General features: G+C 45.5%; 14 protein-coding genes. 10 read left to right on the plus strand and 4 right to left on the minus strand.

Translation table 11 applies throughout. The features are described 5' to 3' along the window. The first annotated feature begins 63 nt into the window (after window positions 1-63). Complete coding sequence (locus ABD960_RS13815; RefSeq protein WP_345331744.1) at window positions 64-558, plus strand: VOC family protein; 495 nt, start codon at window positions 64-66, stop codon at window positions 556-558. A 41-nt stretch (window positions 559-599) separates the two neighbouring features. On the opposite strand, the gene dnaE is transcribed toward ABD960_RS13815, so the two are convergent. Then, window positions 600-4,190: a DNA polymerase III subunit alpha gene (dnaE, locus tag ABD960_RS13820; protein ID WP_345331745.1), complete on the minus strand. Its 3,591-nt coding sequence runs from the start codon at window positions 4,188-4,190 to the stop codon at window positions 600-602. Between the two features lie 239 nt (window positions 4,191-4,429). Between dnaE and ABD960_RS13825 the strand changes: the two genes are divergently transcribed. The 3 genes from ABD960_RS13825 to ABD960_RS13835 all read left to right on the plus strand — a co-directional run bounded on the left by ABD960_RS13825 (window position 4,430) and on the right by ABD960_RS13835 (window position 12,410). Further along, entirely contained in the window at window positions 4,430-9,583 is a 5,154-nt protein-coding gene (locus ABD960_RS13825; protein WP_345331746.1) for a translocation/assembly module TamB domain-containing protein, read from the plus strand. A gap of 4 nt (window positions 9,584-9,587) precedes the next feature. Beyond that, complete coding sequence (tamL, locus tag ABD960_RS13830; protein ID WP_345331747.1) at window positions 9,588-11,879, plus strand: translocation and assembly module lipoprotein TamL; 2,292 nt, start codon at window positions 9,588-9,590, stop codon at window positions 11,877-11,879. Window positions 11,880-11,969: 90 nt separating this feature from the next. Then, window positions 11,970-12,410 (plus strand): retropepsin-like aspartic protease, encoded by a 441-nt coding sequence (locus ABD960_RS13835; protein WP_345331748.1) that lies wholly within the window; start codon window positions 11,970-11,972, stop codon window positions 12,408-12,410. A 47-nt stretch (window positions 12,411-12,457) separates the two neighbouring features. On the opposite strand, the gene gyrB is transcribed toward ABD960_RS13835, so the two are convergent. After that, entirely contained in the window at window positions 12,458-14,416 is a 1,959-nt protein-coding gene (gyrB, locus tag ABD960_RS13840; RefSeq protein ID WP_345331749.1) for a DNA topoisomerase (ATP-hydrolyzing) subunit B, read from the minus strand. A 147-nt stretch (window positions 14,417-14,563) separates the two neighbouring features. Here gyrB and ABD960_RS13845 point away from each other — a divergent pair, with 147 nt between their 5' ends. Continuing rightward, window positions 14,564-15,187 (plus strand): OmpH/Skp family outer membrane protein, encoded by a 624-nt coding sequence (locus ABD960_RS13845; protein ID WP_345331750.1) that lies wholly within the window; start codon window positions 14,564-14,566, stop codon window positions 15,185-15,187. A 79-nt stretch (window positions 15,188-15,266) separates the two neighbouring features. Here ABD960_RS13845 and ABD960_RS13850 read toward each other — a convergent pair whose 3' ends face one another. Together ABD960_RS13850 and ABD960_RS13855 are read right to left on the minus strand one after the other, a co-directional pair. After that, window positions 15,267-15,923, minus strand: a complete 657-nt coding sequence (locus tag ABD960_RS13850) for an FISUMP domain-containing protein (RefSeq protein WP_345331751.1) — start codon at window positions 15,921-15,923, stop codon at window positions 15,267-15,269. A 26-nt stretch (window positions 15,924-15,949) separates the two neighbouring features. Beyond that, window positions 15,950-16,366 (minus strand): RNA-binding S4 domain-containing protein, encoded by a 417-nt coding sequence (locus ABD960_RS13855; protein WP_345331752.1) that lies wholly within the window; start codon window positions 16,364-16,366, stop codon window positions 15,950-15,952. 118 nt (window positions 16,367-16,484) lie between these two features. Between ABD960_RS13855 and ABD960_RS13860 the strand changes: the two genes are divergently transcribed. The 5 genes from ABD960_RS13860 (at window position 16,485) to ABD960_RS13880 (ending at window position 20,949) form a co-directional block, all read left to right on the plus strand. Next, window positions 16,485-16,967: a hypothetical protein gene (locus tag ABD960_RS13860; RefSeq protein WP_345331753.1), complete on the plus strand. Its 483-nt coding sequence runs from the start codon at window positions 16,485-16,487 to the stop codon at window positions 16,965-16,967. A 56-nt stretch (window positions 16,968-17,023) separates the two neighbouring features. Continuing rightward, on the plus strand, window positions 17,024-17,839 hold the full coding sequence (locus ABD960_RS13865) for a 2,3,4,5-tetrahydropyridine-2,6-dicarboxylate N-succinyltransferase (protein WP_345331754.1): 816 nt from the start codon (window positions 17,024-17,026) through the stop codon (window positions 17,837-17,839). Window positions 17,840-17,921: 82 nt separating this feature from the next. Continuing rightward, window positions 17,922-18,908, plus strand: coding sequence for a glycosyltransferase family 9 protein (locus ABD960_RS13870; protein WP_345331755.1), 987 nt, complete (start codon window positions 17,922-17,924; stop codon window positions 18,906-18,908). Next, a complete protein-coding gene (locus ABD960_RS13875; RefSeq protein ID WP_345331756.1) occupies window positions 18,901-19,467 on the plus strand; it encodes an L-threonylcarbamoyladenylate synthase in 567 nt (188 codons plus the stop codon). Before ABD960_RS13870 ends, ABD960_RS13875 begins: the two co-directional genes overlap by 8 nt. 69 nt (window positions 19,468-19,536) lie before the next feature. Beyond that, window positions 19,537-20,949, plus strand: coding sequence for a CCA tRNA nucleotidyltransferase (locus ABD960_RS13880; protein WP_345332828.1), 1,413 nt, complete (start codon window positions 19,537-19,539; stop codon window positions 20,947-20,949). Window positions 20,950-20,968: the final 19 nt, after the last annotated feature.

Below are 20,968 nucleotides of genomic sequence, written 5' to 3' on the forward strand. Positions count from 1 at the left end.
TACAAACTGATTACCAATGCTGTTGGCTTTATATTTAAATTTGATGTTTAAACATATATAATTATGGATAATTACACCATCCCCGCCCAAACCCGCATAGGCCATGTGCATTTAAAAGTGAGCAACCTGCAGCGCGCTATGGATTTTTATATTGGCTTGCTGGGCTTTGAACTGGTTACCATGTACGGCGATCAGGCAGCATTTATTTCTGCAGGCGGGTATCATCATCACATCGGTTTAAATACCTGGTATAGTAAGGATGGCGGCCCTGCACCGCAACACACTGCCGGTTTATTCCATACCGCGATATTGTATCCGGAGCGTAAGGATCTGGCGGTAATTTTAAAACGATTGCTTGATGCTGGTTATCCGATCAGCGGCGCGTCAGACCATGGCGTTTCAGAAGCCATATACCTGGATGACCCCGACAAAAATGGTGTAGAACTTTACTGGGACCGCCCCCGCGACCAATGGCCGCTTGACGAGCACGGCAACCTTACCATGTTTACCAAAGCATTAGATGTAAAGGGCTTATTAGCTTTAGCGGACGATAAGTAAGATACGTTAATGAGGAGAAAATCGTGCCTTCTCCTCACCTTTTATTTAGTATGCAAAACCGGTTGTACCCGGGTTAGGGCAAATATTTCTTCCATTAAATCATCACTCGGGTTCACCTTGAATACCTTTGATGTACCGGCCGTGGTAAGATCATCCTCAAAATCCTTGATCGTAATGCGAAGGCCGCAGTTTTTTACCGGATACTTTTCGTTGTTCTGCTGAATAATGCCAAGCAGGGCATTGATCATCTGGCCGTTGATATCATGCAGGCTTAAAGGCACTTCAATTGATTTGCTGCGGTTATCGCGCATTTCAGACAGCAGGCTCATCACCACTATGCGCAGATCCCAATTATCTTTTTGCCTGAATTTTTCTTCGATATTACCCTTGATATGGATGAAAAAGCCATCAACCAACAAGTTACGGAACTTCACATAGTCATCACCAAACAGCGCGAATTCATAGGAGTCGTTATAATCTTCCAGCACAAAGGTGCCAAATGGCTTGCCCGTTTTGGTGGTTTTATGCTGTACGTTGCTCATCAATCCGCCAACACATATTTCGCCGCGTTTGCGTAGCTGGGCAAAAGCCGCCGCCACATCATCACCGCCCTCCCCCGAACGCGCTTTTTGCATCAGTTTAAGATCAGATACGGTAGTGTTACAAAACTTCTCGAGCTCTAGTTTATAATTATCCAGCGGGTGACCGGTCAGATATATACCAATCACATCACGTTCATATTTCAATTTTTCAATCAGACCCCACTCGTCACAATCAGGCATTGGCGGCTCGGGTATATATGACGCTACAGAACCGCCGAACAACGATGCCTGCGAACTGTTTTGGGTGTTTTGATAATCGTTTGCGTACTTAATTAATCGCTCAACCCCGGTTAAAAGACCGTTCTCCGTTTTAGCGAAAAACTGTGCACGGTTGTATCCAAAGGCGTCAAAACCACCGCCATACACCAAATTTTCGTACGATTTACGGTTTACACTGCGCACGTTTGAGCGGCGGGCAAAATCATAAACAGAGGTATATTGCCCGTTCAGGTTACGCTCCTCTATTATACTTTCAACTGCCTTTTCCCCTACGCCCTTTACACCGGCAAGCCCGAAACGGATCTCTGCCTTGCGGTTGGCAGCAAACGACATTTGCGACTCGTTAATATCCGGACCCAAAACAACTACGCCCATGCGGCGGCATTCTTCCATAAAGAAGGATATCTTATCAATGCTGTTCTGGTTGTTCAATACCGCCGCCATATATTCTGACGGGTAATGTGCTTTGAGATAGGCTGTTTGATAGGCCACGAAAGCGTAACAGGTAGAGTGCGATTTATTGAACGCGTATTGCGCAAAGGCCTTCCAGTCGTTCCATATTTTGGTCAGTTTATCTTTGGGGTGACCTTTGGCCACCGCGCCATCCATAAACTGGGCTTCCATTTTATTAAGTACCTCAATCTGCTTTTTACCCATTGCCTTACGCAAAACGTCGGCATCACCTTTGGTAAAGCCACCCAATTTTTGCGACAGCAGCATCACCTGCTCCTGGTAAACGGTAATACCATAGGTTTCGGCCAGGTATTCTTCCATCTCAGGCAAATCGTAAGTAATTGGCTCTTGCCCATGCTTACGTTTAATAAAGTTGGGTATATATTCTATCGGCCCTGGGCGGTAAAGCGCGTTCATGGCTATCAAGTCCTCAAACTTATCGGGCTTAAGGTCGCGCAGGTACATTTGCATGCCGTCACTTTCAAACTGAAATGTACCATTGGTATCGCCACGCTGATAAAGCTCGAACGTTTTTTGATCAGTAAGCGGTATGTAGTCAATATCTATTTCAACACCATGGTTTTGCTTGATCATGCGCAGGGCATCCTTAATAATGGTTAAGGTTTTAAGCCCCAAAAAGTCCATCTTGATAACACCGGCATCTTCAATCACCCGGCCATCAAACTGGGTAACCAACAAATCCGAGTCCTTGGCGGTTGCTACCGGGACGATATTAGTCAGGTCATCAGGCGCTATGATGATACCCGCGGCATGTACGCCCGTGTTACGTACCGAGCCTTCCAGCTTTTCAGCTTCGCGCAGCACGGTACCTTTTATATCATTGGTTTTATAGATCAGTTGCAGCTCAGGAACCTGCTCAATAGCCTGCTTAAGCGTAATACCCAGCGTTTCGGGTACCAGCTTTTTCAGCGCGTTCACCTCGGCAAGCGGCATATCCAGCACACGGCCCACGTCCTGTATACTGGTACGGGCTGCCATGGAGCCGTAGGTAATAATCTGGGCTACCTGGTTTTTGCCATATTTATCAACCACGTAATCAATTACCTTTTGCCGGCCGGAGTCGTCAAAGTCGGTATCAATATCGGGCATTGATTTACGGTCGGGGTTCAGAAACCTCTCAAACAGGAGATTATATTTTATCGGGTCGATATTAGTGATACCGATGCAATACGCCACTACCGAGCCTGCCGCCGAACCACGACCAGGCCCGATGAACACGCCCATATCGCGCCCGGCCTTTATAAAGTCGGCCACGATGAGGAAGTAACCCGCGAAACCCATGGTACGGATGGTGAACAACTCAAAATTAATGCGCTCCTCGGCTTCCGGACTAATATCAATATACCGCTCCTTGGCACCCATAAACGTGAGGTGCTTCAGGTACTCCCACTGGTTTAGCGTATCGGCATCAGGCGTGTTATGTATCTTAAATTCTTCGGGGATGATGAAGTTGGGCAACATGATATCACGCTTTAGTTTCAGCGTTTCAATCTTGTCAACTATCTCATTGGTGTTATCTAATGATTCGGGCAGATCATGAAACAGCTTGCCCATTTCAGTCTGCGTTTTAAAGTAAAACTGGTCATTAGGAAAACCAAAACGGTAGCCCTTACCGCCTTCTTCGTCCGTAGCGATAGGCGTGCTTTGCATATCGCCAGTATTAACGCACAGCAAAATATCGTGCGCGTTTGAGTCCTGCTGATCCACGTAATGCGAATCGTTCGAGCAGATTATTTTTACGTTGTGCTTTTTAGCGAATTTAAGCAGGGCGTTGTTCACTATCTCCTGCTCGGGTATGTTGTGGCGCTGTAGCTCGATGTAGTAATCCTCGCCAAACAGGTCGAGCCACCATTTCAGCTCGCGCTCGCCGGCCTCTTCGCCATTTTTTAATATCTCTTGCGGCACCGATGCACCAATGCAGCAACTAGTAGCAATAAGGCCTTTATGATATTTTAAGATCAGCTCCTTGTCAATACGTGGCCATTTACTGTACAAGCCTTCCATATAACCTAATGAGCATAGCTTCACCAGGTTACGGTAACCTTCGGGGTTTTTGGCCAGCAGTAACTGGTGGCGCCTAACGTCCTTTTTCTCTTTGGTAAATTGCTTAATGTGCCTGTCCTCAACCACGTAAAATTCACAACCCACAATAGGCTTTACGTTATGCTTGCTTGCCTCGGCCACAAACTTGAATACACCGAACATGTTGCCGTGATCGGTAATGGCAAGGGCTTTCATTCCATCGGCAGCGGCTTTTTTGTAAAGCTTGCCTATATCGGCAGCACCATCAAGTAACGAAAACTGGGTATGTACGTGTAAATGGGAAAAATCAGGCATAACAACAACTCCAAATCAATTTTAAGGCAGAAATACAAAGTTATTAAAAAACAACTTTAACGTATCAAGTGTTGAAAAACTTAGTACCGAGTTATTAGCAAATAAAACTTGTTTTTTGTGCCAAAATGCCCTTTTTATTTATCCTTTCCCACTTTGTTTGCTGGTGGTAAAAATTCACGTTGCACGTTATTTGATATTTCACACGAAGTATTTACTTCAACCTTAAATATATTACAATTTTGAAAAAATTTGGACGCATCGCCCTTAAAACCATCCTTTGGATAATTGCAAGTGTTATATTTTTAATACTCCTTGTAGTTATTTTGATACAGGTGCCATCGGTACAAAACTTTGCTAAAAATAAAGCAGTAACATTTTTACAAAATAAAATAGGCACCAAGGTGGAGATAGGCCATTTGTCGCTCGGGCTGCCTAAGCTTATTGTTTTGGAAGATGTTTACTTTGAAGACCAAAAGCGAGACACTTTATTGGCGGGCGATAAACTGAAGGTCGACATTAGCCTATTTAAATTGCTTGACAACACCGTTGAAATTAATGAGATCAACCTGCAGGGCATTACGGCAAACATCAGCCGCGGGCCGGATAGCCTTTTCAATTTCGATTATATATTGAAGGCTTTCGCCGGAGAGCAAAAAAAGGAAGTAAAGCCGGAGGACACTACCTCGACCATGAAATTCGCCATGGGCGATATTATACTCGACCGGATCAACATAAAATATAAGGACGAAACAACCGGCAACGACATCAAATTTCTGCTAGGGCACTTTGATACGCGCATTAAGGAGTTTGACCTTGATAAGATGAAGTTCGGCATACCGAAGATCAACTTGTCGGGCGTTAACGCTACCATTATACAAACGCCCAAGGGATCATCAATAGCGCAAACCGCTGCAACTGATACCGCAGCTACTGAGCCATTAAATATGGAGCTCGACCTGGATGAGGTAGACATATCAAAAGTAAAGGTTGACTACCGCAGCGGCGAAATGGATGCCAGCGTTGACCTGGGCAAATTGCTGGTTGCGCTGGATAAGATAGACCTGAAAAAACAGCAGGTAGGCATTGCCAACATCACCCTCAACCAAACCAATGCCAGCGTAACCTTTGCTAAACCGCAAACCGTTGTTAAGGCTGCTGAAAAAGCGGTTAAAACGGTAGACACCATGGTATCGGCGCCAAATAAATCTGCCTGGGCTGTTACGCTTAAAAAATTCACCATTAATAATAACAACATCAGGTTTGATAACAACGCCCAAAAACCACTTAAAGCGGGTTTAGATCCCGGGCACATGTATATTAAAAACCTGAATGTTGATATTGAGGATGTATCCTACAACCCGGATAGTTCATCAGGCCGGATCAATGCCGTAACCTTTAACGAGAAAAGCGGCTTCTCACTTAAAAAATTCAATACCGACTTTTTTTACGGACCAAAAAGCGCTTACCTGAAAGATCTGCTGGTTGAAACGCCTAACACGGTATTGCAAAAATCGGTTGAGGTAAGCTATCCCTCTATTGATGCCATCAGCAAAAACATTGGTTCGCTGGGTGTAAATGCCAACCTTGACGGCAGCCGTTTAGGTATGCGCGATGTTACCCTGCTGACGCCGGCCATGGCCAATATGCCGCAGATGCGTAACCTGCGTAATGCCGTGTTCCGCATCAATGGTAAGGTGAACGGTACCGTGAGCGATCTGCACATCCGTGACCTAGAACTGCTGGGCTTTGGCAGCACCCGCATTAGGGCATCCGCAGATATGCGAGGCCTGCCGGACATGAACAAGGCTTACTTCAACGTAAACCTCAAAGAATTTAACACCACCCGCACCGATATATACAAACTTGCATCAGCAGGTATGATACCGCCTAACGTTAGCATCCCGACCAATATCAACCTTAAGGGTACTTTTAAGGGCAGCATGAAGGATTTTGATACCAAGATGGCCCTCCGCTCAAGCTATGGCGCGGTTGACCTTACCGCCGGTATGCGCAGTGGCGGCCGCAAAGGCAGCGAAAAATATTTGGCTAATATAAGGGCGGTTAACCTGAATGTGGGGGCGCTTACCAAACAACCACAAATGGTGGGCATGGTAACATTATCTGCTACTATTAAAGGTACCGGCCTCGACCCTAAACACGCCAGCCTTAACTTTAATGGCAATGTAAACAAGGCCTATGTTAAAGGTTATAACTACCGCAACCTGGTAATGCAGGGCAGCGCCAGCAATGGCAGCTATGTAGCCAAGGCGTTTATGAAGGACCCAAACATCAACTTTAACCTGGATGCCAAGGCCAACATGAACAAAAAATATCCATCGGTAACGGCTACCCTTTTGGTTGACAGCATTAACATGCAAAACCTGAAGCTAACTAAGGATCCGATGCGCTTTCACGGCAAGCTGATTGCCGATGTACCAACCGCCGACCCGGATTACCTTAATGCCGATATTATGCTGACCGATATGGTGCTGATACAAAAAGCACAGCGCATACAACTGGATACCATCAGCCTTAAGTCGACCGCTAATGCGGATAGCAGCACGCTGTGGCTGAAAACGCCGATGCTTACCGCACACATGGGCGGCAAATATACCCTTACCGGCATTGCCCCTGCCATGCAGGATTTAATAGCTAAATATTTTAACACCGCATTAGCCAGCGGCGCTAAGCCTGCGCCTAAGGTTAAGTATCCGCCACAGCAATTTGCGTTTGATATACGCTTTGTAAAAACCCCGCTGATAGAGCAATTTGCGCCCGATCTGAAAACGCTTGACCCGGTACTGATCAACGGGCGGTTTAACAGCACCACAGGAGAGCTTGTTGTTAAAGGCGCAATACCTAAAGTGGTATACGGTGAGCAGGTAGTAAATAACATGGCGCTGGATGTTAACACTACCGACAGTGCGCTTAACTACAAATTATCTGTTGACGAGGTGAAGGTATCTCCATCTATTGATATACTCTATACCTCGATATCAGGCAACCTGAAGGATGATAAGTTGTTTACCAGCCTGCAGGTACGCGACCGTGAGCGCAAGGAACGCTACCGCATCGCCGGTACGCTGAGCGTATTGCCGCAGCAATACCAGTTTAGCTTTGTACAGGATGGTTTACTGCTCGATTACATGCCGTGGGCGGTAAATGCTGACAACGCCCTTCAGTTTGGTAACAAAGGTATACTGGCCCGCAACTTTACCATAACCAACGCCAACCAGGTGTTGAGCGTGAATAGCAATCCGCAGCGGGCCAACGCTCCTATTGATGTGCAATTCCGCAACTTTAAAATAGAAACGCTGACTAAGATTGCTCAGCAAGACTCGTTACAGGTGGGCGGTACTATTAATGGTGATGCCAATGTGAGCAACCTGCAAGCTTCGCCTGTATTTACAGCAGCCATCAATGTAGGCGACTTTAACTTTAAGGGTGATACGGTTGGTAACATCGCTATTAAGGTTGATAACCAAACCGCGAACGCTTATGCCGCCAACGTAAGCATCACCGGAAAAGGAAATCAAGTTGATTTGAACGGCTTGTATTATACCGCGCCTGAAAGCCGGATGGACATGAACCTGAACATCGTGAAGCTTGATATGAAGAGCATACAGGGCTTTAGCTTTGGTGCCATACGCAATGCCAGCGGTGATATAACCGGCGCGCTAAAAATTACCGGAACACCATCGGCACCTGCGGTACGCGGTGATATCAACTTCAATAAGGTAGGTTTCAATGTATCAATGCTTAACTCTTACTTCAGGATGCCGCAAGAGAGCATTACTTTTAATGATGAGGGCATCCGTTTCAATGATTTCACCCTGGTAGATTCAACCGGAAATAAAGCCGTGGTATCGGGCAGCGTATATACTAAAACCTATACCGATTTTGCTTTCGGCATGGATATCAATGCTGATAATTTCAGGGTAATTAACTCTACCCAGGCAGATAATAAATTATTCTGGGGCAAGCTCTTTATCAACACCAACATTAAGGTACGCGGTGATATGAAATCACCCGTAGTAGATGCGACGCTAACGGTAAATGAAAAAACCGATATGACCTTTGTGCTACCTAGCTCTGACCCAAGCGTTGTAGACCGCGAAGGAGTGGTGGAATTTATTGATAAGGACGCGCCAAAACTCGACTCGATATTGTTAGCCCGCCAGCTGGATTCGCTACGCAAATCTGACGTGACTGGGCTTGATGTATCCGCTAACATCAACGTACATAAAAATGCCAACTTCAACATTATAATTGATGAGCGTAGCGGCGATAAGGTAAACATCAGAGGAGAGGCCAGCCTGAACGGCGGTATCGATCCGAGTGGTAAGATCAACCTTACAGGCACTTATACCGTTAATCAAGGCTCATACAACTTGTCATTCGCTACGGTTAAACGCCGTTTCGACTTTAAGCAAGGCAGCACCATACAATGGACAGGCGATCCAACCAGTGCAAATGTTGATCTGACGGCCGTATACGTGGCCAATGTGCCGCCGATAGATCTTATCGCCAGCCAATACGATGATCCGCAAACGCTTACAATGGCTAAGCAAAAACTACCGTTCAACGTTAACCTTAATCTAAAAAACGAGCTGCTGAAACCAAACATCAGTTTCGATATTATTTTGCCTGACAGCAATTACTCGATGCCGCAAACGGTGCTTACAATAGTTGAAAACAAGCTCGCACAGGTACGCCAGGATCCGAATGAGTTGAACAAACAAGTATTGGGCGTATTGATACTCGGCCACTTTATTGGCGACAACCCACTGCAAAGCCAGGGCGGTGGTTCGGGTGTTGAAGGCGCTATACGTAACAGTGTAAGCGGTTTGCTTACCGATCAACTAAACAATCTGGCAGGTGGCCTTATCCAGGGAGTTGATCTTGATTTTGGGTTGACATCCGGAGAGGATTACTCGTCGGGCACGGCAACTAACCGGACCGACCTGAACGTGGGCGTTTCCAAACGCTTCCTTAACGACAGGCTAACGGTATCAGTAGGAAATAACTTCAACCTTGAGGGTGCGCAGGCTGGCCAAAAGGCTACCAATATTGCCGGTAACGTGTCGGTAAACTACAAGCTAAGCCGCGATGGTAGATATACCTTACGCGCTTACCGCCGCGATGAGTTTGTGGTTATTCAGGGGCAGATCATCGAAACCGGCCTGGGCTTTACACTGACCATGGATTATAACCGCTTCAGCGAGATATTCCGTAAGCGTACTCCGGAAGAAAGAAGGTTGCGCCGCAAATATAAAGAGGAGCAAAAACGCAAGGAAGAGGAAGAAGATAAGCGTAACGAAGCTCTTGAGCGTAAAGACGAACAACAGCAACAACAGGAAGAGCAACAGAAAAAAGAGCAACCTACAAACTAAACTCATGATAAAAAATATAAAATACGTTTTAGTACTTACCATTTTTTTAAGCGCCTGCAGCAATACCAAATACCTGCAACCGGGGCAAAAGCTATATACCGGCGGCAAGGTTAAAATTGTGGACACAGACAGCTTAAAGAAAAGCGACCGCAAGGCTTTAGAGGCCGATCTTACACCGTTGCTGAGGCCGAAGCCAAACTCTTCTATTCTGGGTTTACGGGTAAAGCTCTACATCTACAATAAAACGCGCACTAATAAAACTAAAGGTTTTAAACACTGGCTAAACACCAAATTTGGCGAGCCACCTGTTTTAGCCAGTCAGGTTAACCTCGAAAAGAACAGCCAGATTTTGCAAAACCGGCTGCAAAATAAAAGCTATTTCCAGGCTACTGTAAGCGGTGATACAATTGGTAAAAAGAAAACAGCCAAAGCAGAATATACGGTTAATACCGGTCCGGCTTATAAGATCCGCAGTGTAACGTTCCCGAAGGGTAATGAAAGTTTAGATACCGCCATTGCCGGAACCGCCGGAGAAACTTTATTAAAACCAGGCGACAAGTACGATCTGGATGTAATCAAAACTGAGCGCCTGCGCATTGATGCCAAACTAAAAGAAAGAGGCTTCTTTTACTTCGCGCCTGAGGACATCATTATGCGGATAGACAGCACGGTTAACAACCACCAGGTAGATATTTTTGTGGCCGTAAAACCTGAGGTTAATGACCGCGACCGCCGTATTTATACCATCAATAAACTGTATGTATACCCAAGCTATTCGCTGCGCGATACTGCACTCCATCTGGATCAGGCGGTGCCGTACCGCTGGTATAACGTGGTTGACAGGCGGAAATCCATCAGGCCGTTCGCATTTAAAAATACTGTGCTGATGCAACCAGGCGAGGTTTATAATCGTACGGCGCATAACAACTCGCTTAACCGCTTTGTAAACCTGGGCCCCTATAAATTTGTGAAGAACAGGTTTGAACCTGTAGCATCTGACTCATCAAAACTGGATGTATTTTACTTTTTGACCCCTTATCAAAAAAAATCGATACAGGTTGATGTGCTTGGCCGTACCAACTCAGCCAACTTTACCGGTACACAAATCAACATCAACTGGAAGCACCGTAACGCGTTTAAAGGAGCAGAATTACTTACCTTCCGCTTATTCGGAAGTTCAGATGTGCAATTCTCCGGACAGGGTGGCGGCTTTAACGTGTACCAAGTAGGTGGCGAAATGAAACTGACCTGGCCAAGGTTCATATCGCCGATCAATATACGTTCAGATAATGCCTACATTCCGCATACTAATCTAACCTTAGGTTATACATTAATTAACCGTACCAATTTATATACCTTGAACTCCTTTAACGGATCATTCGGTTATGACTGGAAACAAAGCGTACACAAAAGCCACGAGTTGAACTTGATCAATATCAATTTTGTCAACCCGGCCAATGTAACACAACTGTATCGTGACAGTATAAGAAATAGCAGAAATCCCGCGTTGCAGCATGTAATTGACAGGCAATTTACCTTTGGCCCAAGCTACAGCTATACCTATACTAATACTACTGAGGAGTATCGTACAAACACATTGTTTTACAACGGTCGTGTAAGTTCATCAGGGGTAATTGCGGGTTTAGTATCAGGTGCAGACACCCTTGCAGGTAAGGAGAAATACCTGTTTGGCAGTATATTTAACCAGTTTGTAAAGTTTGAGAACGATCTGCGTTTTTATCATAAAACAGGCCCAAACAGCTCGATTGCTACCCGCTTAATGGTGGGCGTTGGTGTACCATTCGGCAACTCAACGTTGATGCCTTATAGTCAGCAGTTCTTCATTGGTGGCTCAAACAGCTTACGTGGTTTCCGCGCACGATCAATAGGTCCGGGAACTTATTATGCCGGCCGGCCAGAGGAGGGTGGTTTCCTACCCGATCAGGCAGGTGATATTCGTATTGAAGGCAACGTAGAGTGGCGCCCGAAACTTTTCAGCATTGTGCGCGGTGCCGTATTTGTTGATGCCGGTAACATATGGTTAATGCGTGGCAATGGCGCGCAACCGGGCGCAGCGTTTGGCAAAGACTTTTATAAAGAGTTCGCGGTTGACGCCGGTGTGGGCTTACGTTTTGACGTAAGCGTACTGGTACTGCGTACCGACCTTGGTTTCCCTATCCGCAAGCCATGGCTGCCTGAGGGCCAGCGCTGGGTGATTGATAAGATTGACTTTGGCAGCAGCGCATGGCGCCACGAAAACTTAGTGTTCAACCTGGCTATCGGTTATCCGTTTTAATAAAGTTTGCAGTTTACAGTGGGCAGTAAGCAATATACTGCCCATTGCAAACCGCGCACTGCAAACTGAAAATACTACCTTTGCCCCCCAATGCAATACATCATACCGTTAAATATAATTGACTTGCAAGGCGACGGCTTTCACCCGTTAATTGATATTACTTTATTTGGCAAAACCTATAAACTGGTATTGGATACAGGCGCATCGCGTACCGCGCTGGATAAAGCCTTGCTGACCGAAGCTAACGGCGAGGAATTTATTCTGGCAAGCGATAAACTATCTACCGGCTTAGGTACCAACACCATGGTGTCGTTCACGGCTACACTTAGTGATATGTATTTGGGCGACCTTAAACTGGACGCATTTGACGCGGCTGTGCTCGACCTCTCCACCATCAACATAGCATACGAACAACTTAACCACCCCAAGGTATTGGGTGTTTTAGGGGGCGATGTTTTAATGAAGTACAAAGCAGTAATTGATTATGGCAAGCGACAAATCACACTAAAAACACGAAAGCGGAAAGCATAAAAAAGCCTCTCAAAAAATTGAGAGGCTTTTTTGTATCTGTTAGCTACTTACGCGTCAATCTTAGCGTATTTCGCATTCTTCTCGATAAACTCACGACGTGGAGCAACCTCATCACCCATCAGCATGCTGAAGGTATGGTCGCACTCGGCAGCGTTTTCAATGGTTGCTTGTTTTAGCGTTCGGGTGGCAGGGTTCATGGTAGTTTCCCAAAGCTGCTCGGCGTTCATCTCACCCAAACCTTTGTAACGTTGCACATGTACGCTATCCTCTTTACCGGCACCTTTAAGGCGTTGTATAGCCTGATCGCGTTGCTCATCTGTCCAGCAATACTCCTGCTCTTTACCTTTTTTTACCAGGTAAAGTGGTGGAGATGCAATGTATACATAACCAAATTCAACCAACTCTTTCATGTAACGGAAGAAGAAGGTCAGGATCAACGTAGTAATGTGGGAGCCGTCAACGTCAGCATCCGTCATGATCACAATTTTGTGGTAACGCAGCTTGGTAAGGTTAAGTGCCTTGGCATCCTCCGGCGTACCAATGCTTACACCCAGCGCGGTAAACATGTTCTTGATCTCCTCGTTCTCATAGATCTTGTGCTCCATGGCCTTCTCTACGTTCAATATCTTACCACGTAAAGGCAATATGGCCTGTGTATCACGGTTACGGCCCTGCTTGGCAGTACCACCCGCCGAGTCACCTTCGACCAGGTAGATCTCGCACAATGCAGGATCGCTGTTGGCGCAATCGGCCAGTTTACCCGGCAAGCCTGAGCCACCCATTACGTTTTTACGCTGTACCATCTCGCGTGCTTTACGCGCCGCTGCACGGGCAGTAGCAGCCAAAATAACCTTCTGAACGATCATACGCGCTTCCTTGGGGTTTTCCTCCAGGTAGTTGCTCAATATTTCGCCAACGGCAACGTTTACCGCGCCGCTCACCTCACTGTTACCCAGCTTGGTTTTGGTTTGGCCTTCAAACTGAGGCTCGGCCACTTTTACTGATATGATCGCTGTTAAGCCCTCGCGAAAGTCGTCGCCAGTAATTTCAACCTTAACATTTTTTAGCAAACCTTCTTTATCAGCATATGATTTTAGCGTACGTGTTAAACCCATACGGAAACCAGCTACGTGTGTACCGCCCTCGATGGTATTGATGTTGTTAACGTACGAGTGTACATTTTCCGAGTAGCTGTCATTATACTGTAAAGCCAGCTCAACCGGTACACCTTGTTTAGTGCCCTCAACATAAATAGGCTCCGGGATAATGGAGGCACGGGTACCATCCAGAAACTTAACAAACTCTTTAAGGCCACCTTCCGAGAAAAATTCTTCAGATAAGAAACCGCCTTCAGGTAATTCATCACGCTCGTCCGTCAAAGTTAAGCGGATGCCCTTGTTCAAAAATGCAAGCTCGCGCAAACGGGCTGCCAGGGTATCGTACTTGTACTCTAAAGTAGTGGTGAATATCTCCGGATCGGGTTGGAAAGTTTGTATAGTCCCGGTACGTTCGCTCTCGCCTATTGATTTTACATCAAACAACGGCTTGCCGCGTTCATACTCCTGGGTAAATATTTTGCCTTCGCGGTGCACTACGGTTTTGACATGGGTTGACAGCGCGTTAACGCAGCTAATACCCACACCGTGCAAACCCCCTGATACCTTGTAGGTATCCTTATCAAATTTACCGCCCGCATGCAATACGGTCATTACAATTTCGAGTGCCGATTTATTTTCTTTGGTGTTGATACCTGTCGGAATACCACGGCCGTTATCTTCAACCGTAATAGAATTGCCTTTGTGGATAGTAACCTTTATATCATCGCAATAGCCGGCAAGTGCCTCATCTATCGAGTTATCAACCACCTCATATACCAGGTGGTGTAAACCTTTAACGCCGGTATCGCCAATATACATGGAGGGTCGCTTGCGTACAGCCTCTAAACCCTCTAAAACCTGTATATTATCTGCTGAGTAATTTGATTTATCCTGATTTTGTTCGCTCATAAATAATTAAAAGTATAACCTTCAAAAATACGAAAAATATGCGAGATTACCGCTATGTTGATAACTACCCGGGTGTGGAAACTTGCCTGTTAAATGATTAGGATAGTAATTGCTAAAAGTTATATTTGTGAAATTTTTTACTGAAGGATGATGATACATAAAGCCTCTTACTTTTCAAAACTGACTTTAGGCGCTGCCTCTGCAGCATTAGTAATAGCCGGCACTTTAGCCGCTTGCAATAATGAGCAAAAACCAGCAGACAAACCTGCAGCAACCACTACAACTACCGGTACAACCGCTGCCCCTGCCAAAGAAACCATAGTTTACATTAACCAGGATACCCTGCTGGCTAAATACGATTATGTGAAAGATATGGGCGATCGCCTGCAAAAGAAGGGCAAAGCCGCACAGGGTGATGTTGACTCGCGCAAGCAAGCCATACAACGCGAGATTGTGGAGTATCAAAAAAACGCTGCTACCATGAGCGCCGATCAGCGTGCCGCTACGGAGCAACGCTTACAGAAAAAAGCACAGGAAATGCAAGGTTATGAGCAAAACGCTACAGCCGCTTTCCAAAACAGCCAGGCCGACGAAAACGACAAACTATTTAACAAGGTTAGCGATTACGTTAAAAAATACGCTAAAGAAAAAGGCTATAAAATGATATTAAGCTACTCGCGCCTTAACCCTACCGTGCTTTATGGAGACCAAAGTCTGGACGTTACTGCTGACGTATTAAAGGGACTGAACGAAGAATATAAGAAGAAATAAACCGCCCCGCCTTGCTACGGAGGGGTGTTATAAAAAAAAGCCGCAATTTCTTGATTGAACTGCGGCTTTTGCATTTAAGTTAGTTTTTAATGAATCTTACAGCATGCCGGCTACTTTCGTTTTGTAATGCATGAATTAAAACATAGGTAGCATCATCACTTAAATGATCATAAATACTAAAGCATACAGGCAAATTTGTGGTATTATCACTCGATTTTGCCCAACTTGTCGTCCAAAACACGGCGAGCCTGCCTGAATAATCATATTGTTTGAAATAACCATCGTAGGCGCCGGTACTTACGGCATTAAAACCTAAAGAATTAATGCCTTTTGTAAACCATGTTTTTGTAGCCATAAATTTCAATGCATCTTCCTTTTGCAAGTATATACCGCCTGAATTTTCCGAGGTTTTACCTACGTAATTCATTAAGTTCAGGTAATCCTCTTTAGTAGGTAATCTCCAGCCCGTCGGCGGTTTAATAGTTTTGGCTTCATTGAGTGTGTAAAGTTTACCGGAATTTTCCATATCAGCCATTTGATCATACTTTACGCCTCCGGTACCTTCATAATTCACCGCAGTCCATAATTGTGTCCCGATTTTGACCGTGGGATATTGTTTTCCGTCAATGGCTATAGCTGTTTCATCTTTTTTGGGGATAACTTCTTTAGAATCATCATTTTTGCAACTGCCAATTATTAACATAGCGGCAATTAAAATGCGCAAGGTTGGTTTCATTGTTATTTGTTTTGGATATAATATACCTATTCTTCTTCTTTATCTCTTGAATTTTCGAAAAAACCTTCCTGCAGATCGTCGATCTCGCGTCGGTCGCGTTTGGTGGGGCGGCCCGCACCACGATCACGACGTAACGTGGGCGCCTGAAACATGGATTGAAAGGAATGCGTATCCTGCACCGGGGTCAGATCCTCATAAAAGTCGACAGCCTTTTTGGCGTCCACACGATTTTCGAGCAGGCCGGTTACCTTTACCACCTTCCGTTCCAGTCCTTTTGATACGTTGTAAGTATCACCCAGCTTAACCTCATAGGATGCTTTCAAATTCTGACCATCCTTTTTAACACGGCCAGCCTTACAGGCTTCTGCAGCCAGTGTACGTGTTTTAAAAAGGCGTATGGCCCAAAGGTATTTATCTATACGTAGTTTTTCTTTTTCAGGCATAAGGGCAAAATTAAAGGTTACATAACAATATTAAGTGTATAATTCTTATATAATCTATCTATGTAAAAACATCTCAATTAAAAACACATTTATACTTTTGCATTCATACTATAATTATATGGCTACTGAGAACGACAGATACGACGACGAATTTGAAGAAGATTATGAGGATACCGATGAGCAACCCGAGGGGGATTATGTAGAGCTTTACTCCAAATGGAGCATATGGGGTTTCAGCATATTTTTTTCGAGTTTTTTGGGGGCTGCATTGCTATTACGAAATCTTTGGATTTCAGGATTTAAAAGAGCTGCATTTGCGATCGGAGCATTTGCTCTGATTTACTCATGCGTTTCCTATGCGGCAATAATTTCTGTACCGACCAAAGACATTATCATAATAAATTTGCTTGTAATATTGGCCAATATTATCGGCGGATATATGTACGCAGTGTTTTTTTATAAACGTTACTTTCCGGCAGATGATTATTATCCTAAAAGTATCTGGGGAGCATTAAGCATTGCTATACTTATTTATGTAGCTCTTGCTGTTATAATGAAACAAATTGATCCGGAGGCGATGAAACAGTTATCTGCCCAATAACATCCCACATTTTTGTATAAAAATCCTTTAATTTGCCCCAAAGTTTAAATAATACCATGCAAGATCTGAAAAAACTTATTGAAGAAGCCTGGGAAGACCGCGCCCTGTTACAATATAACGAATACAAAGACGCCATTGAAACCGTTATTGAACGGTTAGATAAAGGCGAATACCGCGTTGCCGAAGTTATTGGCGGCCGCTGGCATACTAACGATTGGATCAAGAAAGCCGTTATCCTATACTTCCCTATCCGCGTTATGGAAGAGAATAAGGTGGGCCCGTTTGTGTTCCATGATAAAATGGCGCTTAAAACCGATTACAAGCAAACCGGCGTTCGCGTGGTTCCTCATGCCATTGCCCGTTATGGCGCGCATTTAGCCAAAGGCGTAATCCTGATGCCATCGTATGTAAACATAGGCGCTTTTGTTGACGAGGGTACTATGGTTGATACCTGGGCTACCGTAGGCTCGTGCGCGCAAATTGGCAAACACGTACACTTGAGCGGTGGTGTGGGCATTGGCGGCGTTTTAGAGCCGGTTCAGGCTGCACCGGTAATTATCGAGGATAACTGCTTCGTCGGCTCACGTGCAATTGTGGTTGAAGGCGTACACGTAGAAAGTGAAGCTGTGCTTGGCGCTAATGTGGTACTAACCGCTTCAACCAAAATTATTGATGTTACCGGCGAGGAGCCGATTGAATATAAAGGCCGCGTACCGGCACGTTCGGTAGTTATACCGGGCTCATACACAAAAAAATTCCCTGCGGGTGAATACCAGGTGCCTTGCGCGCTGATCATCGGCAAGCGTAAAGAGTCGACCGACAAAAAAACTTCACTGAACGACGCCCTGCGCGAAAATAACGTAGCCGTTTAGTTTAGATTTGAGATACCAGATGTGAGATTTGAGATAGTGCATAGCACTGCAGCTTATCTCACATCTCACTACTCATTAAAAAATGAAAATACTGATAAGGCTACCTAACTGGCTTGGTGACGTGGTGATGAGCACATCGTTTGTTACCGCGGTAAAGCAGCTTTATCCTGATGCGCAGATTGATGTGATTATTAAGCAGGAATTAAAAAGCATTGCCGCCTTGATTCCGGGTATCTCTAATATTTATCCTTTCGCCAAGCAGGAGTTTAAAGGATTGAGCGGCGTGTACCGTTTTGGCAAAGTACTACGCAATCAGCGGTACGATATTTATTTTAACCTTCCGCCATCTCTGTCATCAGCTGTGATGGCCTTTGCAACAGGTGCGAAAAAACGGGTTGGTTTTGGCAGCGAAGGCGGTTTCTTTTTACTCACTAAAGCCTGCAAACGCCCGAAAGGCGTACACCGGGTACGTGAATATATCGCCCTTCTGGAGCAATTCACCGGGCAGCCTATACCCTCCGAACCGGTAAAGATCATCGCCCATCCCCTGTTTAACGAGCCCAGGCAATTGCTGGTTAATTTTAACTCCGAAGCAGAATCGCGCCGTATGCCGGTTGATAAAGGCATTACCCTGCTTAACCTGTTGTTGAGTACCTTTGCTGATATTACCATCGGCATGATAGGTGCCCTTAAGGATGCAGCGCATGTAAACGCTATTGTTGCCGGTGTAGATAACCAGGATAGGATAATTAATCATGCAGGCCAAACCAGCCTCAGCAACCTGGCATCACTAATGGCGGGTACCGCGGCATTGCTTACTGTTGATTCCGGTCCGGCGCATTTGGCAAACAGCGTTGGCTTGCCGGTTGTAGTGTTATTTGGTGCCGGCAACGAGCACAATACCGAGCCCTTTAACCTGGATGACATGACGGTGATCCGCGCTAATCAGCTTAGCTGTGAACCCTGTGTACGCAATACCTGTAAGCTCTACGGCAAACCCAAGTGTATGCAGTTGCTTAACGAAACAAAAATTATTGAAGCCCTGAGTAAATATTTGAACCATGCTTAAAGACGAAGTAGCAAAAGCCCTTAAAGTTGTTCAGGATGGCGGGATCATCCTCTATCCTACCGATACCATTTGGGGTATTGGCTGCGATGCTACTAATACCGAGGCCGTGAAAAAGATATTCGCCCTTAAACAGCGCGAGGAAGCAAAGAGCATGATCATTCTGCTGGATACCGACAACAAACTGCAAAGCTACGTACGCGAGGTGCCCGATATAGCTTACGACCTGATAGAATATGCCGAGAACCCATTAACATTGGTAATGCCAGGCGCCAAAAATATATCTGAAGCCCTGATAGCTGCTGACGGCAGTGTAGGCATACGCGTTGCCAAACATCCCTTTTGCGAGCAGTTGATACAGCGCCTGCGTAAACCACTGGTTTCAACATCAGCCAATATCAGCGGGCAACCATCTCCGCAAAACTTTAACGAAATAGCGTCCGAAATTATAGAAGGTGTTGATTACGTGGTTGATGTAGACCAGCACGATACTACATTAAAAAAACCATCAACCATTATGCGTTTAGCGCCTGACGGCAGGTTTGAGTTTCTGCGCCGCTGATTGGCTGTTTTATAGCTCATTTTTATAAATTTGCACCTTTCATCAATGCCACTCGGGCATACAAAGGGAATGAAGGAGCATCTGCAACACCATATATTTAAAGTAATATCGCTACTGGCGGGTCAGCAAAACGTGCGGGCTTATGCCATCGGCGGTTTCGTGCGCGATCTGTTCCTGAAACGCCCCTCAAAGGATATTGATGTAGTAGTGATAGGCAACGGTATTACCTTTGCCGAAGCCGTAGCCAAAAAGCTGAACGTACAGGTATCAGTATTTAAAAATTTTGGTACCGCCATGCTTAAATATCACGACCTGGAAGTGGAGTTTGTTGGTGCCCGCCGCGAATCATACCGCCGCGACTCGCGCAAGCCCATTGTGGAAGATGGTACTTTGGAAGATGACCAAAACCGCAGAGATTTTACCATCAATGCGCTGGCGCTATCATTACATCCCAATAACTTTGGAGAACTGCTTGATCCGTTCGGCGGAGTATCGCACCTGGAGCAAAAGCTGATTAAAACACCACTTAACCCGGTTGAAACATTCAGCGATGACCCTTTACGGATGATGCGGGCTATACGCTTTGCCGCACAGCTTAACTTTAAAATTGACGATACGGCTATTGAGGCTATCAAAACCAATACGGATCGCATCAAGATTATATCGCAGGAACGGATTACGGATGAATTGAACAAGATCATCCTCTCGCCAAAGCCATCCCTCGGTTTTGAATACCTGTTTGATACAGGCCTGCTGCATAAAATATTCCCGCAAATGGTAGCGCTTTACGGCGTAGAATACCGCGACGGCAAAGGGCACAAGGATAATTTTTACCATACCCTACAGGTATTGGATAACATTTGCGAAACCACTACCGACCTTTGGCTGCGCTGGGCCGCCATATTGCATGATATTGCCAAGCCGCCCACCAAACGGTTTGAACCCGGCCACGGCTGGACGTTTCATGGCCATGAGGACAAAGGCGCGCGTATGGTGCCCAAAATATTCGCGCAGCTAAAACTTCCGCTTAACGATAAGATGAGGTTTGTTCAGAAAATGGTACAACTTCACCTGCGGCCTATCGTACTGTCGCAATCCATTGTTACCGACTCCGCAGTAAGGCGATTACTTTTTGAGGCGGGCGACGATATTGACAGCCTGATGCAGCTTTGCAAAGCCGATGTTACCACCAAGAACGAGTACAAGGTTAAAAAGTACCGCCAAAACTTCGAGCTGGTTCAGCAAAAACTAAAAGATGTTGAGGAGCGCGACAGCATACGCAACTGGCAGCCACCCGTTACCGGTACCGACATTATGGAGATATTCGGATTGAAAGAGGGCCGTGAGGTGGGAATTATCAAAAACCAGATACGCGAAGCCATCCTTGAAGGGGAGATACCCAACACCCGCGAAGCGGCACTTCAATTTACTATTAAAAAAGGCACACAAATTGGCTTAAAAGTTGTTGCTCAAACCAAATAAAACAAAACATTATTAATTT

This window comes from Mucilaginibacter defluvii (genome assembly GCF_039543225.1).
Classification (GTDB): domain Bacteria; phylum Bacteroidota; class Bacteroidia; order Sphingobacteriales; family Sphingobacteriaceae; genus Mucilaginibacter; species Mucilaginibacter defluvii.